The organism is Vreelandella lionensis (assembly GCF_044543515.1).
In the GTDB taxonomy this organism is placed as follows: Bacteria; Pseudomonadota; Gammaproteobacteria; order Pseudomonadales; family Halomonadaceae; genus Vreelandella; species Vreelandella lionensis.
In genome coordinates this window covers 15,804-30,077 of sequence record NZ_JBITWC010000005.1, presented here as the reverse complement: position 1 = coordinate 30,077, position 14,274 = coordinate 15,804, and the positions used below count along the sequence as shown (strand labels likewise).

Below are 14,274 nucleotides of genomic sequence, written 5' to 3'. Positions count from 1 at the left end.
AAGAGAGATACCGCTGGCAGTGCCAGCGGTAACGTTACCAGCTTAGGCGTTTTGGTCGATAAACTGGGTCAACTGCGACTTAGATTGCGCGCCAACCAGTGAAGCGACTTTAGTGCCGGATTTAAACAGCATGACGGTGGGTACACCGCGCACGCCCTGTTCGGCGGCAATTTCAGGTGCATCGTCAACGTTCACACTGACAACTTTCAGTTTGTCGCCGCGCTCTGCTGCTACTTCATCAACAACAGGTGCCATGACTTTACACGGGCCGCACCAGGGGGCCCAGAATTTCAGCAGGACAGGCTGTTCGGCGTTGAGGACTTCTTGCTCAAAATTGGCGTTGGTGACATCAACATTATTAGCCATTTGCTTCTCCCGTTTGCGTTGCTCTTACTGTTTCGTTGCCTCAAATGGAGCAACGGTCATTACGCGAAATATTAGCGCATTTTCACCGCGCCAAGTTGCCAGATGTTAGCGGGCGCGAAGGGTGCTGGCAAATTCCTGATGCGATTTGTCCTTAAATAGAAAAAATTAATAGATGTTCATAGCCTCTATTTTTTATACTATAAGTGAATTACAAGACGTTTTTTTATTCAAAAATGTGCTCATTGAGCCATGAAACCGCGCGCTTGGCTAAGCACACAGTGGCAGCGTGAGGATGCGCTTTTACGTGCTTCCTGCATAGATTATAGGGTGAGGATATGAAGCTACAGCAACTTCGCTATATCTGGGAAGTCAATCGACACAACCTGAACGTCTCGGCAACGGCGCAGAGTTTGTTTACCTCTCAACCGGGTATCTCAAAGCAGATTCGTTTGCTGGAGGATGAGCTAGGCGTTGAGATCTTTGCTCGCAGTGGCAAACATTTAACCCGCGTCACCCCTGCTGGGCAGTCGATTATCGAGCTAGCAGGCCAGGTACTTAAGCTGACCGAAAATATCAAGCAGGTGGCGCAAGAGCATAGCGACGAGCGCCGCGGGAGCCTGGCGATTGCCACGACCCATACTCAGGCTCGCTATGCGCTGCCGCCGATTATCAGTGAATTTACTCTGAAATACCCCGAAGTGGCGCTGCATATGCAGCAAGGCACGCCTAAGCAGATTGCCCAGATGGTGAGCGAAGGGCTGGCAGATTTTGCTATTGCGACGGAGTCATTAGAGCTATTTACCGATTTAGTGCTGCTGCCGTGCTACCGCTGGAACCGTTGCGTACTGGTGCCCAAAGAGCACCCACTGGCAACGCTGGATGGCCCGCTAACGCTTGAGGCCCTGGCCGAGCATCCGCTGGTGACTTACGTGTTCGGGTTTACCGGGCGTTCACAGTTAGACGATGCATTCAAAGCGAAGGGCTTAACACCCAATGTGGTACTAACCGCTGCCGATGCCGATGTGATCAAGACTTACGTTCGCCTAGGTATGGGCGTTGGCATTGTCGCTCACATGGCCGTAGATCCAGTGCTAGATAGTGACCTAGTGGCTCTGGATGCCAGCCATTTATTTGCCAGCTCCACCACTAAAATCGGCATTCGGCGTGGCACCTTTATGCGCGGCTACATGTACGACTTCCTGGCTCGCTTTGCGCCTCACTTAACCCGTGACCGGGTGGACGAAGCGCTCATGGCCGGCCCGCGCTTTGAGCAAGCGCTGTTTGAGGGTGTAGAGCTGCCTGAGTATTAAGTACTATTTCATTTTAAGCCCAGGCGGGGAGCCTGGGCGTCGTGCTGGGTATTGGTAGCTTTATTGGTAGCTTAGTGCTGAAGGTGTAGCCCGCATTCGCGTTTCTCTTCTACCTTGGTGGGGTCGAAGTAGTCGAAGTTGTTGGGTAGGTCGTGGGCCTCTAAGTAGTAGTACATATCTTTAGCGGTCCACTGCAGCAGTGGGGCGACTTTTAGTAAGCCGTCGCTGTTGCGGCTAACTACCTGCATTTTTGCCCGTTCGGGCGTATCTTCGGCGCGCAGCGCGGTAAACCATACATCGGGCTTCATCTCACGCAGAGCGCGCTCGAAAGGCTCCAGTTTCACCTCTTGTGTAAAGGCGTCATGGCGCGGGTCATCGATGCCGGGCATGGGGCCTTCCAGCGCTTCGCGATGGGCGCGAGTACGCTTTGGCAAAAAGCTGACGATGTTCAAGTTGAGGCGCTGGATCAGCGCATCGGCAAACTGGTAAGTGGCCTCAGTGTTATAGCCGCTATCCATCCATACAATGGGGATGTCAGGACGTACCTGCGTCACCATGTGCAGAATAACCGCTTCGAAGGGGCGGAAGTTGGTGGTGCAGATAGGGCGCTCACCCTGACTGAACGCCCACTCAATCAGTGCTTGGGGGTTGTTGGCAAAGTCGCGATTGATCTGTTCCAGCGTTGAGGGCATGCGGCCTCCTATGTGAAAAAGCGTGCAATGCCCCTAGGCTACCAAAGGCGGGGGGCTTCTCCCCAATACCGTTTGGTTAGGCTTTTATATTTCTTTTTGATGTAAGAACGCTGGTCGCTTATTCCAAAGCACCAATCAAATGGCGAATCTTATCCAGCGTCTCGGTGTACTCCTCGTCTGCTTGGGAATCCGCCACCAGCCCGCCGCCGCCCCATACATGCAGGTCGCCGCCGTCAGCCACCATCGTGCGTATGGCAATCGACGTATCCATGCTGCCACGCACATCGATATAACCCAGGCTGCCGCAGTAAACGCTGCGCTGGCAGGGTTCCAGCTCATCAATAATCTGCATCGCCCGTATTTTGGGTGCGCCGGTAATTGAGCCGCCGGGAAAGGCAGCGGTGAGCAGCGAGAGGGGTGTATGTTGAGAAGCTAGCTGGCCCTGCACCACGCTGACTAAGTGGTGCACGTTGGGATAGCTCTCAAGCTGGCACAGCTGCGGCACGCGAATAGAGCCAGGTGTGCATACGCGCCCTAGGTCATTGCGCAGCAAGTCCACAATCATCACGTTCTCCGCGCGATCTTTAGTACTGCTGAGCAGCTCGTCCGACAGGGCACGATCCTCTTCTGGGGTTCTTCCTCGTGGGCGGGTGCCTTTTATCGGGCGGGTTTCCACCAAGCCGTCACGGCACTGAATAAAGCGCTCAGGAGAGAGTGATAAAACAGCTTGGCTACCCCATGCCATAAAGCCTGAAAAGGGCGTAGGCGTCGCTTCACGCAGTTTAATGTATGCCTGCCACTCGTCTCCTTGATAGCGGGCCGAAAAGCGCTGGGCCAAATTGATTTGGTAGCAGTCCCCCGCAAGGATATAGCGCTGTACCGCCGCAAAACGCTCGGTATATTCCGCCTGGCTAAGTTCGGCTATAAACGGCTGTGTGAGCCGAAAGGCGTGGCTAGGTGTTGCTGGTTCGCTTAACCACTCCATTACCTGCTTGCGCCGCTGTTCGCTGCCTACCAGCCACGCTTGTTCGGTGACGTGGTCAAATGTGATACACCAATCAAACAGCCCTAAACGCGCTAAAGGTAACTGGGTGACGGGCGGGTGCTGGCTGGGTATGTCAGCATGGTTGCGGCCAAGGTCATAGCTCCAGTAACCCATCAAGCCACCTAAAAAGGGGAGCTCGCTCTTGAGGTTGGCTGTGGGTAGCTGCTCTAAAAGCCACTGCTGCTGTGCATGGCTGTTGCCCATCAACGATGGGGGGAGTGTCAGCGTGTCAGACTCAAACGCTGTGTGGCCATCTGGCGATATTTTTAGCGTAGCGAGGGGGTCACTGCTAAGGATGTCGTAACGCCCGGTGGTGGCCTTCGGGCGGCCGCTATCGAGCAACACCGCACCGGGGCGTTGCCTGAGTTTGGCAAACAGTGCCAAAGGGTCGGAAGAGTAGGGCAGGGCTGTAATCGTCAACGCCGTTGTCATGAAGCAAACGCCAGGCCAGTGAGGGCGCCATATTTTAGAGGTCGTACCACCATCGCACCAGCAGAAGCCATCGACGACTTTCTCACGCTTGAGGTGCGAGCTATCCTAATTCACTTGATTGTTGACAGTTGTTTCCCGGGGCCATACCCGCTTGCAACGAAAGACGTATAAAAACGCCTATTTTGCATGGTTGACGAGGGAAATAGAGAGGGCTAAAGTTCCTCTATTCCTTAATTGTCGACAATTAGCCATGACGTTACTTGCTACAACCTCCTCGCCTTCCGATGAAGCCTCGTCCGAGCCGGTCTCACCTGAGGTGCGTACGCTCGCAGAGCGCGTGTTTCATCAGCTGCAAAGCGCCATTGTGCGCGGCGAGCTAGCGCCAGGCAGTAAAATTACCGAGCCAGGGCTATCCAAAACCTACGGTATCTCCCGTGGGCCGCTGCGTGAAGCCATGCGACGCCTGGAAGCTCACCGCTTGATTGAACGCGTGCCCCACGTAGGCGCGCGGGTGGTCAAACTCTCCATGAAAGAGCTGCTGGAGCTCTTCGACGTACGCGAAGCCTTAGAGAGCATGGCTGCCCGCTTGGCCGCCGAGCATATGTCGCCTGAGGAGATTCAGGGCTTACGCGATGTACTGGCGGTGCATGAAAGCCAGGGCGACTTAAAGCGCGGTGAAGCCTATTACCAGCGTGAAGGCGACCTGGATTTCCATTATTGCATTGTTCAAGGCAGCCATAACAAGATGCTGATGAACCTGCTTTGCGATGACCTTTACTACCTAGTGCGCCTCTATCGTACCCAGTTTAGCGCCAGCGGTACGCGCCCCCAGCGGGCATTTGTAGAGCACCACCGTATTGTGGACGCTATTGAAGCCGGTGACGCTGAACTTGCCGAGCTATTGATGCGCCGCCATGTCAGCGCTTCTCGTGCCAATGTCGCTGACCGCTATGCCGCCATTCTCGAACAACAATCAACAACATCTGCCGACTAAAGGAGCTAACGCCCATGTCTACCACACCATCATCCAAGCTTACCCCTGGGGCACGCTTTCGTGCCGCGCTTGAAGCCAATCGCCCGCTGCCGATTTTAGGCACCATCAACGCCTATACGGCCATGATGGCTGAGCGTGTAGGCCATCAAGCCATTTATCTTTCGGGTGGTGGTGTGGCGAATGCATCGTTTGGCCTGCCGGATCTAGGTATGACCACCATGAACGACGTGGTGGAAGATGCACACCGCATCTGTGGCGCCACTGAGTTGCCGCTGCTGGTGGATATCGATACAGGGTGGGGCGGTGCGTTTAATATTGCCCGCACTGTGAAAGAGATGCAGCGGGCAGGCGTGGCGGCTGTTCACTTGGAAGACCAAGTAGCGCAAAAGCGCTGCGGCCACCGGCCGAACAAAGCCATTGTGTCCCAGCAGGAAATGGTAGACCGCATCAAAGCCGCCGCCGATGCCAAGCTAGACCCGGATTTTTACCTGGTTGCCCGCACCGATGCGTTCCAAAAAGAGGGGCTGGATGCGGCCATCGAGCGGGCGAACGCCTGCGTGGAAGCAGGTGCCGACGCTATCTTTGCCGAAGCGGTACATACGCTGGATGACTATAAGGCGTTCTGCCAGCGAGTAAATGCTCCCATTTTGGCCAACATTACCGAGTTCGGCGCGACGCCGTTGTTTAGTCAGCAGGAGCTGGGCGAGGTTGGCTGTCGTATGGTGCTCTACCCGCTCTCGGCGTTCCGGGCCATGAATGCCGCCGCGTTGAAGGTGTACCAGAGCATCCTAGATAACGGTCATCAACGTGAGGTGGTCGACACCATGCAGACCCGCGATGAACTGTACGACTTTTTGAATTACCACGACTTTGAGCAAAAGCTCGACGCGCTGTTTGCTGAGCAGAAAGACGTTTAAGCCGCGCGTTCCTTTGTAATGACATTGATCAACGACATAGACCAACAATTCTTATAAATAAGCACGTCAGGAGACATCACATGGCTGATAAACCGTTAGCAGGTGCAGGATTACGAGGGCAGAGCGCGGGAGCCACCGCGCTATGTACGGTGGGTAAAACCGGTTCCGGTCTGACCTATCGTGGTTTCGATATCAAAGAGCTGGCCGAAAAAGCCAAATTTGAAGAAGTCGCTTACCTGCTGTTGAAAGGCAAGCTGCCCAACCAAGCGGAGCTTGACCACTACATTACTAAGCTAAAAGGCCTGCGTGGCCTGCCTGATGCGCTGAAAACCGTGCTGGAGCAGATTCCTAAAGACGCTCACCCGATGGACGTGATGCGTACTGGGGCCTCCATGTTGGGCAACCTGGAAACCGAAGAGAGCTTTGACGAGCAGCAGGACGTGGCGGATCGCCTGCTAGCGGTGCTGCCCTCGATTATTTGCTACTGGTATCGCTTCAGCCATGACGGTGTGCGTATTGATACCGAAACTGATGATGCCTCGGTAGGTGGCCACTTCCTACATATGCTGCGCGGCGAGCCAGCCTCCGAGCTTCATGCTCACGTGATGAACGTCTCGCTGATTCTCTATGCCGAGCACGAGTTCAATGCTTCAACTTTCACCGCTCGGGTATGCGCTTCTACGCTTTCCGATATGCACTCTTGTATCACCGGCGCGATTGGCTCACTGCGCGGCCCTTTGCATGGCGGTGCCAACGAAGCTGCCATGGCGATGATTGAGAACTGGGCATCGCCAGAGGAAGCAGAGCGGGAAATGCTGGGCATGCTGGAGCGTAAAGAGAAGATTATGGGCTTTGGTCACGCCATCTATCGTGAGTCGGACCCGCGCAACGCTATTATCAAAGAGTGGTCCAAAAAATTAGCTGAAGATGTAGGCGACACGGTGCTCTATCCGGTGTCGGTACGCTGTGAAGAGGTAATGTGGCGGGAGAAGAAGCTGTTCTGCAACGCAGACTTCTTCCATGCCAGCGCCTACCACTTTATGGATATTCCGACCAAGCTGTTTACGCCGATTTTTGTGATGTCTCGGCTGACGGGCTGGGCTGCACATGTGTTTGAGCAGCGTGCCAACAACCGCATTATTCGCCCCAGCGCCGATTATATCGGTCCTGAGAAGAGCGAATGGGTACCCATCGAAGCGCGTGACTAATCGGTTGCGTGGTGACTAAGTGAGAGGCGTTATGAACACGAATTATCGCAAGCCGCTACCGGGCGTTCTGGTAGAGGGCGAGCCGGTAGAGTTCTTCGATGCACGCCAAGCGGTCGAGGATATCCAGCACGGCGCCTATGCCAAACTGCCCTACACCTCGCGCGTATTGGCCGAACAGCTGGTACGTCGCTGTGACCCGGAGCTGCTCACTGATGCTCTAAAACAGCTCATTGAGCGCAAGCAGGATTTAGATTTTCCCTGGTACCCGGCGCGGGTGGTATGTCACGACATTCTTGGCCAGACCGCACTGGTAGATTTAGCTGGTCTGCGTGACGCCATTGCCGATAAAGGCGGTGACCCGGCCAAGGTCAATCCGGTCGTGCCCACTCAGCTGATCGTCGACCACTCGTTGGCCGTCGAACATGCGGGTTTTGAGAAGGACGCTTTCGAGAAAAACCGCCAAGTGGAAGATCGTCGTAACGACGACCGCTTCCACTTTATTAACTGGACCAAGCTGGCGTTTGAAAACGTCGACGTGATTCCTCCTGGCAACGGCATCATGCACCAGATCAACCTGGAGAAGATGTCCCCAGTGGTGCAGTGCCGCCCTGATGAGCAGGGCGTGCGTATTGCCTATCCAGATACATGTGTGGGTACCGACAGCCATACGCCGATGGTGGATGCATTAGGGGTAATCTCCGTGGGGGTCGGCGGCTTGGAGGCGGAAAGCGTCATGCTGGGCCGCGCCTCCATGATGCGCCTGCCGGATATTGTCGGGGTCGAGCTTACCGGCAAACTACAGCCGGGCATTACCGGCACCGACATGGTGCTGGCGATTACCGAATTTCTGCGTAAAGAGCGGGTAGTGGGCGCTTACTTAGAGTTCTACGGCGAGGGGGCTGACGCGCTGACCGTGGGCGACCGCGCCACGATTTCCAATATGACACCGGAGTATGGTGCCACGGCGGCGATGTTCTACATCGATAACCAAACCATTGAGTATCTCAAGCTCACTGGGCGTGAAGATGAGCAAGTCGCGTTGGTAGAAGCCTACGCTAAGCATACTGGGCTATGGGCGGATGATCTCGAGAGTGCCTATTACGAGCGGGTATTGACGTTTGATCTCTCAAGCGTGGCGCGCACGTTGGCTGGCCCTTCTAACCCTCATGCCCACCTGCCTACTTCCGAGCTGGCAAAGCGGGGTATCGCCATCGACTTGGATAAAGCCCGGGCCGATGAGCAGGCAGGCAGAATGCCGGATGGTGCGGTGATTATTGCCGCCATCACCAGTTGCACCAACACGTCTAACCCACGCAATATGGTGGCGGCGGGGTTGATTGCCCGCAACGCCAACCGGTTAGGGCTGACCCGCAAACCGTGGGTGAAGTCGTCGCTGGCCCCTGGCTCCAAAACCGTCAAGATGTACTTAGAAGAAGCGCACTTGATGGATGAGTTGGAAAACCTCGGCTTTGGTGTGGTGGCCTACGCCTGTACCACCTGTAACGGGATGTCTGGTGCGCTGGAGCCGCACATTCAGCAGGAAATCATTGACCGCGACCTGTACGCCACGGCGGTGCTGTCCGGCAACCGTAACTTCGATGGGCGTATTCACCCCTACGCCAAACAGGCGTTTTTGGCCTCACCGCCGTTGGTCGTGGCGTATGCCATTGCGGGCACCATTCGCTTTGATATTGAAAAAGACGTGCTGGGGTATGACACGCAGGGCAATCCGGTCACGCTTAAGGATATCTGGCCCGACGATAGCGAAATCGATGATATCGTGAAGTCGGCGGTGAAGCCCGAGCAGTTCCGCCAAACCTATATCCCGATGTTCGATCTGGATAAAAGTGCGCGTACGCAGGTAAGCCCGCTCTACGAATGGCGGCCCCAGAGCACCTACATTCGCCGCCCGCCCTACTGGGAAGGCAACATGGCGAAAGAGCGTGGGCTGAAAGGCATGCGCCCGCTGGCGATTCTGCCGGACAACATCACCACCGACCACCTCTCGCCGTCCAACGCCATCATGCTCGATAGCGCGGCGGGGGAGTACCTGGACAAGATGGGCCTGCCGGAGGAAGACTTTAACTCCTACGCCACCCACCGCGGCGATCACCTGACCGCCCAGCGGGCAACGTTGGCGAACCCGAAACTATTCAACGAAATGGTCCACGACGAGCAGGGCAAGGTGCTGCAGGGGTCGCTGGCGCGTATTGAGCCGGAGGGTAAGGTGACCCGCATGTGGGAAGCCATCGAGACCTATATGGCCCGCAAGCAGCCGCTGATTATTATTGCCGGCGCGGATTACGGCCAGGGCTCGTCTCGTGACTGGGCGGCTAAGGGCGTCGCACTCGCGGGGGTAGAGGCGATCGTTGCCGAAGGCTTCGAGCGCATCCACCGCACGAACTTGATTGGTATGGGCGTCATGCCCTTGCAGTTCGAGGAGGGCACCACGCGGAAAACCCTTGAGCTGGACGGCACGGAGGTCTTCGATGTGGAAGGCACGCCCGATCCGCGCGCCACGCTCACGCTGGTTATCCACCGCACCAGTGGCAGCACCGAGCGCGTGCCGGTGGTTTGCCGATTGGATACGGCTGAAGAAGTGACCATCTATTCAGCCGGTGGCGTGCTGCAGCGGTTTGCCCAGGACTTTTTGGAATCCTCCGTTGCCTAGTGGTCTCAGCGCAATGGTAAGGGTGTGATTGATAGTGAATAGCCTGGCAGTTGCCAGGCTATTTTTTAAGAGGTGCGTCATGGCTCATAAAGCACAAATCCGTATTCCCGCCACCTATATGCGGGGCGGCACCAGTAAGGGGGTGTTTTTCACTCTGGGCGACCTACCCCCCGCTGCTCAGGTGCCGGGTGAGGCGCGGGATAAGCTGCTGCTACGGGTAATAGGCAGCCCCGACCCCTATGAAAAACAAATTGATGGCATGGGGGGCGCCACGTCCAGCACCAGCAAAACGGTGATCCTCTCGAAGAGCGACTCTCCCGATCACGATGTGGATTACCTTTTCGGCCAAGTCTCCATCAATAAGCCCTTCGTGGACTGGAGCGGTAACTGCGGCAATCTATCTGCGGCGGTGGGTCCGTATGCCATTGCCAACGGTTTAGTTGACCCTGCCAAGGTGCCGCAAAACGGCGTCGCAGAAGTGCGTATTTGGCAGGTCAATATTCAGAAAACCATTGTTGCCCAAGTGCCCATAACTGATGGTGAGGTGCAAGAGACTGGCGACTTTGAGCTGGATGGCGTCACCTTTCCGGCGGCAGAAATCCCCGTCGCGTTTATGGACCCTGCTGACGGCGAGGGCGCGATTTTTCCCACCGGCAACGTGGTCGATGACCTGGATGTGCCGGGTGTTGGTGTGCTGAAAGCAACGCTGATTAACGCCGGTATCCCAACGGTGTTCGTCAATGCTGAGGCGCTGGGCTACACCGGGTGTGAACTGCAAGAAGCGATTAATGGGGATGCCAAGGCGCTGGAGATGTTCGAAACGATTCGCGCCCACGGTGCTGTCCGCATGGGGCTGATTAGCCATGTGGAGGAGGCTGCCAGCCGTCAGCATACTCCCAAAGTGGCCTTTGTGGCCCCCGCAGCTAGCTATACGGCATCGAGTGGGAAAGCCGTCAATGCTGAAGATATTGACCTAGTGGTGCGGGCGCTCTCGATGGGCAAGCTACACCACGCCATGATGGGCACGGCGGCGGTCGCTATTGGCGCGGCAGCGGCGATTCAGGGCACGTTGGTGAATTTAGCGGCCGGTGGCATTGAGCGTGAAGCGGTGACGTTTGGCCATCCTTCAGGGTCACTTCGGGTTGGGGCGAAAGCCAGCCTGGTAGACGGGCGCTGGCAGATTGATCAGGCGGTAATGAGCCGCAGTGCACGAGTGTTAATGGAAGGGCGAGTGCGAGTGCCTGGCGATACAATTTAAGCGGCTTGTCAGCACTGCCACCGCCGATGTGTAACCGTACGGTGGCATGTGGTGGGTTGCTTTTTAAATTTACTCTTCAAATTTGATTTGATCACGCATACGGTCAACGGTGGCTGGCCCAATGCCGTTCACGCGGGTCAGATCATCGGCGTTTTCAAAGGCACCGTTGGCTTCGCGCTCTTCAATAATCGCTGTCGCGCGGTTTGGGCCAATACCGGGCAGCTCAGCAAGCAGTTCCTCATCGGCACTGTTGACGTTAATCGGCGCAATGGCTTGAGCCAGCGCTGTTCCTGATAGGCCAAGGCTGAGGCTAATAAGTAGTGCGGCTGCGATACGCTTAAACGTTGTCTGCATCGTTAACATCCTTCTGTTTTTTTCCATTGAGCCAGTCGCGTACTCAGCACGAAAGGCCATGAGCGCAGCGATAGGAGTGAAGCTTTATTCGCCGCCTTGGTGAAATTAGCTTTTTAGAACAGTGAATGCTGTAAGTCATCGACGATGGTTTTTGTAAGCCTTTTGCTACAGGGAAATGGCCAATCGCTTACACTGCAAGCTCTGTGGGGCTGGTACACTAATCAATACTCATCGCGTCAATGGCGCAATTTCCCTTTAAGCGTTCACGAACACGGAGTAAGCGCGTGTCCACCGATTCCCCTCTGATTATTGCCCTGGATTACCCTTCGCTTGATGCAGCTCTGTGCATGGCAGACCAGCTTGACCCTGCTCGGTGCCGTCTCAAAGTCGGTAAAGAGCTGTTTACGCGAAGTGGCCCTGCCGTACTGGAAGCGCTCCATGGACGTGGTTTCGATGTGTTCCTGGATCTTAAATTTCACGATATTCCTAATACCGTGGCCAGTGCTGTTCAGGCGGCGGCAGAGCAGGGAGTTTGGATGGTAAACGTTCACGCCTCTGGCGGGCGCAAAATGATGGAGGCAGCGGCAAAGCGCTTATCCGACCATCAGCTTACTACGCACTTAATTGCGGTCACGGTGCTGACTAGCATGCAGGCGGAAGACTTGGCGGATGTGGGCATTACTGCAAGCCCTGCTGAGCACGTCATGCGCTTGGCAGCCCTGACCCAGCAAAGCGGATTAGACGGCGTGGTGTGCTCGGCGCAGGAGGCGGCGCAGATCAAAGCGCAGTGCGGCAGCGCATTCTTAAAAGTAACGCCCGGTATTCGTCCTAGCTTTGCGGCGGCGAACGATCAACAGCGCATCATGACGCCTGCTGACGCAATGCAGGCGGGTAGCACGCATCTAGTGGTAGGTCGTCCGGTCACGCAAGCAGAAGACCCTATGGCAGCATTAGCGGCTATTGAGGCCGAGCTGGCAGGTGGGCAATAGCTATTCGCCCTCGACGCCGGTAATTGGTTTAATAGTGCCCCAGCGGCGGCAGCTGGGGCACTGCCAAGCCAGGCTGTCGCTACTAAACCCACAGCGGCGGCAGCGATGGCGGGGGCGTCCCTTCAGCAGGGCATCGGTATGGTGTTTTAGTAAGAGGAGTCGGGTATCCGGTGTGGCTTTACCAGCGAGCCGTTCACTTTCCAGGTAGAGATCAACTAGGTAATCAAGCCCTCCTAGGCTGGGCGCTTCACTCAGCCACTCGCCGGTTCGCTCGATAGCGCTGTCTACTCCATCTCTTTGATGAACGAGTTCCCCTAGCGTCACAATGACGCTGGTATACGGCGCTTGGCCTAGTAGTTTATACAGGTGTCTTTCCAGACCGGGTAAGTTGTTATTGCGGGTATAAGCGCGCTGGAGTGCTGGTAGCATGGTCGGAACGTGAGCGATATCCTGCTGGGGTATATGATCAAGCCGCTCGATAGCTTTTGTATAGTGACCATTATCCATCTCTAATTCAGCCAGCATTAAGGTGGCGCGAATACAGCGCTCATCCAACTGAAGCGCTTTTTTGAGGTGCTTACGCGCTATTGCTCGGCTAGATTGATCAATTTCCTGTTGGGCAAGTTCACAGAGCCAGTGTGATGCAGGGCGGCGCATGGCGGGTTGCTGCTTAATCAGCGGTTGAACGACGTCTAGCGCGTCTTGCCACTCTTTTTCTCGCTCAAGTAAATCAATCAGCAGCCGCTTCGCTTCTAGACGGAGCGCTTCGTTCACCGAGTGTTCTAGCAGGCTTCGCAGTAGCCGCTGGGCTCGGTCGTGCACACCCAAGGCGATAAAGTCGCGGGCGAGCTCAAGCTGAATGGTTTCATTAGTCGTGGTAGAGAGTGCTGGGCGGGCTAGCAGGTTTTGATGAATGCTAACGGCTTTATCTGCTTCACCACGGGCACGGAAAAGCTTGCCAAGGGCAATATGAGTATCAATGGTGTCGCTATTAACATCCAATGCATGAATAAAGGTGTTAATCGCTTCGTCGGGCTGCTCGTTCAGCAGATAGTTCAGCCCGACGAAGTATTCCCGTGATAAGCCGGGAGTACGCGAGGCGGGGGAGTGCTGCTGGCGGCGGTAGGCGTAACGGATGCCTAGGCCAAAGCCGATGGCAATGGCTGCCAAGAGTACGCCTAGCAGCACAGCATCATGCATTTACGCCAGTTCCTTCAACCCCTGAGTGCGTAACCGGTCTAGCTCTTTGCGCTGCTGTTTATTGTGACGCTCACTGCGGGCAAGCCGTGCTTTCAGGCGAACATAAACACCCAGCATGGCCAGCATGCCAACAATGACGCCCACCGCTAGGGTGGCTAGTAGCCATACGGAGAGTGATACGGCAGGCAGTTCAGCCCAAATTAGGTTTAAGGCAATGGCTTGCTGGTTATTCACAGCAAACAGAATGCCCACCAGCAGCACTACCAATAAAATGACGGCCAGAATCAGCCCTTTGATCCAACGCATGAGAGTTTCCTAGTCAGTGACGTTCACGATGATGCTATTGTGTCTGAGTCTGGGCGCGACGTCATCCCGCAGAAGGTCGGATGGCGCTATTAACTCGCTTTAGTAACCTAAAGCGCGGCTCGCATCGACTTGTTCGCGCAGCTCCTTGCCCGGTTTAAAGTGCGGTACGTATTTGCCGTCTAAATCTACCGGGTCGCCGGTTTTAGGATTACGCCCCGTGCGCGGCTCGCGATAATGAAGCGAAAAGCTGCCAAAACCACGGATCTCTACTCGTCCTCCAGTGGCGAGAGCATCGGTCATATCATCTAGGATAATACGCACCGCTGTTTCGACATCCTTGGCGGATAGCTCCGGTTGACGCATCGCAATTTGTTCGATTAGTTCAGACTTGGTCATCGGTTGGCTCCCTGCGTTTAAAGGCCGTAATGCACATGCGACCTCGATAACTTCGAAATCAGCATACTGCGCATAACCGCATAAAACAATTCAGATAAAACAAGGTACTAGGCAAGTTAGTACGAAGCTGATTAAC

14 protein-coding genes are annotated in these 14,274 nt (G+C 55.5%); 7 read left to right on the top strand and 7 right to left on the bottom strand.

Features of this window, described 5'->3' with window-relative positions:
- Positions 1 to 42: 42 nt before the first annotated feature.
- Entirely contained in the window at positions 43 to 366 is a 324-nt protein-coding gene (trxA, locus tag ACIGG6_RS04130) for a thioredoxin (RefSeq protein WP_253501242.1), read from the bottom strand.
- Positions 367 to 701: 335 nt separating this feature from the next.
- On the opposite strand from trxA, the gene cysB reads away from it, so the two are divergent.
- Positions 702 to 1,676 carry an HTH-type transcriptional regulator CysB gene (gene cysB, locus ACIGG6_RS04125; RefSeq protein ID WP_062375744.1) on the top strand — a complete coding sequence of 325 codons (975 nt, stop codon included), beginning with the start codon at positions 702 to 704 and terminating at the stop codon, positions 1,674 to 1,676.
- Between the two features lie 71 nt (positions 1,677 to 1,747).
- On the opposite strand, the gene ACIGG6_RS04120 is transcribed toward cysB, so the two are convergent.
- Positions 1,748 to 2,368 (bottom strand): phosphoadenosine phosphosulfate reductase domain-containing protein, encoded by a 621-nt coding sequence (locus ACIGG6_RS04120; protein WP_399842487.1) that lies wholly within the window; start codon positions 2,366 to 2,368, stop codon positions 1,748 to 1,750.
- Between the two features lie 118 nt (positions 2,369 to 2,486).
- Positions 2,487 to 3,845 (bottom strand): aminodeoxychorismate synthase component I, encoded by a 1,359-nt coding sequence (gene pabB, locus ACIGG6_RS04115; protein ID WP_399842485.1) that lies wholly within the window; start codon positions 3,843 to 3,845, stop codon positions 2,487 to 2,489.
- Positions 3,846 to 4,095: 250 nt separating this feature from the next.
- Between pabB and ACIGG6_RS04110 the strand changes: the two genes are divergently transcribed.
- The 5 genes from ACIGG6_RS04110 (at position 4,096) to prpF (ending at position 10,893) form a co-directional block, all read left to right on the top strand.
- On the top strand, positions 4,096 to 4,839 hold the full coding sequence (locus ACIGG6_RS04110; RefSeq protein WP_044628118.1) for a GntR family transcriptional regulator: 744 nt from the start codon (positions 4,096 to 4,098) through the stop codon (positions 4,837 to 4,839).
- A 14-nt stretch (positions 4,840 to 4,853) separates the two neighbouring features.
- Positions 4,854 to 5,756, top strand: a complete 903-nt coding sequence (gene prpB / locus ACIGG6_RS04105; RefSeq protein ID WP_399842482.1) for a methylisocitrate lyase — start codon at positions 4,854 to 4,856, stop codon at positions 5,754 to 5,756.
- 80 nt (positions 5,757 to 5,836) lie between these two features.
- Positions 5,837 to 6,964 (top strand): bifunctional 2-methylcitrate synthase/citrate synthase, encoded by a 1,128-nt coding sequence (prpC, locus tag ACIGG6_RS04100; protein ID WP_399842480.1) that lies wholly within the window; start codon positions 5,837 to 5,839, stop codon positions 6,962 to 6,964.
- A gap of 31 nt (positions 6,965 to 6,995) precedes the next feature.
- Positions 6,996 to 9,635 (top strand): Fe/S-dependent 2-methylisocitrate dehydratase AcnD, encoded by a 2,640-nt coding sequence (gene acnD, locus ACIGG6_RS04095; RefSeq protein WP_399842478.1) that lies wholly within the window; start codon positions 6,996 to 6,998, stop codon positions 9,633 to 9,635.
- A 79-nt stretch (positions 9,636 to 9,714) separates the two neighbouring features.
- Complete coding sequence (prpF, locus tag ACIGG6_RS04090) at positions 9,715 to 10,893, top strand: 2-methylaconitate cis-trans isomerase PrpF (protein ID WP_399842476.1); 1,179 nt, start codon at positions 9,715 to 9,717, stop codon at positions 10,891 to 10,893.
- A 69-nt stretch (positions 10,894 to 10,962) separates the two neighbouring features.
- Here the strand turns inward: prpF and ACIGG6_RS04085 are convergent, their stop codons facing one another.
- Entirely contained in the window at positions 10,963 to 11,247 is a 285-nt protein-coding gene (locus ACIGG6_RS04085; RefSeq protein WP_399842475.1) for a ComEA family DNA-binding protein, read from the bottom strand.
- A 284-nt stretch (positions 11,248 to 11,531) separates the two neighbouring features.
- Here ACIGG6_RS04085 and pyrF point away from each other — a divergent pair, with 284 nt between their 5' ends.
- Positions 11,532 to 12,236, top strand: a complete 705-nt coding sequence (pyrF, locus tag ACIGG6_RS04080) for an orotidine-5'-phosphate decarboxylase (RefSeq protein ID WP_083024582.1) — start codon at positions 11,532 to 11,534, stop codon at positions 12,234 to 12,236.
- Here the strand turns inward: pyrF and lapB are convergent, their stop codons facing one another.
- From lapB to ACIGG6_RS04065, 3 genes are all read right to left on the bottom strand, one after another.
- Positions 12,237 to 13,436, bottom strand: coding sequence for a lipopolysaccharide assembly protein LapB (lapB, locus tag ACIGG6_RS04075; protein ID WP_399842472.1), 1,200 nt, complete (start codon positions 13,434 to 13,436; stop codon positions 12,237 to 12,239).
- Positions 13,437 to 13,742: a lipopolysaccharide assembly protein LapA domain-containing protein gene (locus ACIGG6_RS04070; protein ID WP_253501273.1), complete on the bottom strand. Its 306-nt coding sequence runs from the start codon at positions 13,740 to 13,742 to the stop codon at positions 13,437 to 13,439. It abuts the gene before it with no gap.
- 99 nt (positions 13,743 to 13,841) lie between these two features.
- The gene (locus tag ACIGG6_RS04065) at positions 13,842 to 14,138 is read right to left on the bottom strand and encodes an integration host factor subunit beta (protein WP_253501276.1); all 297 of its coding nucleotides are present in this window, start codon (positions 14,136 to 14,138) and stop codon (positions 13,842 to 13,844) included.
- Between the last annotated feature and the right edge of the window lie 136 nt (positions 14,139 to 14,274).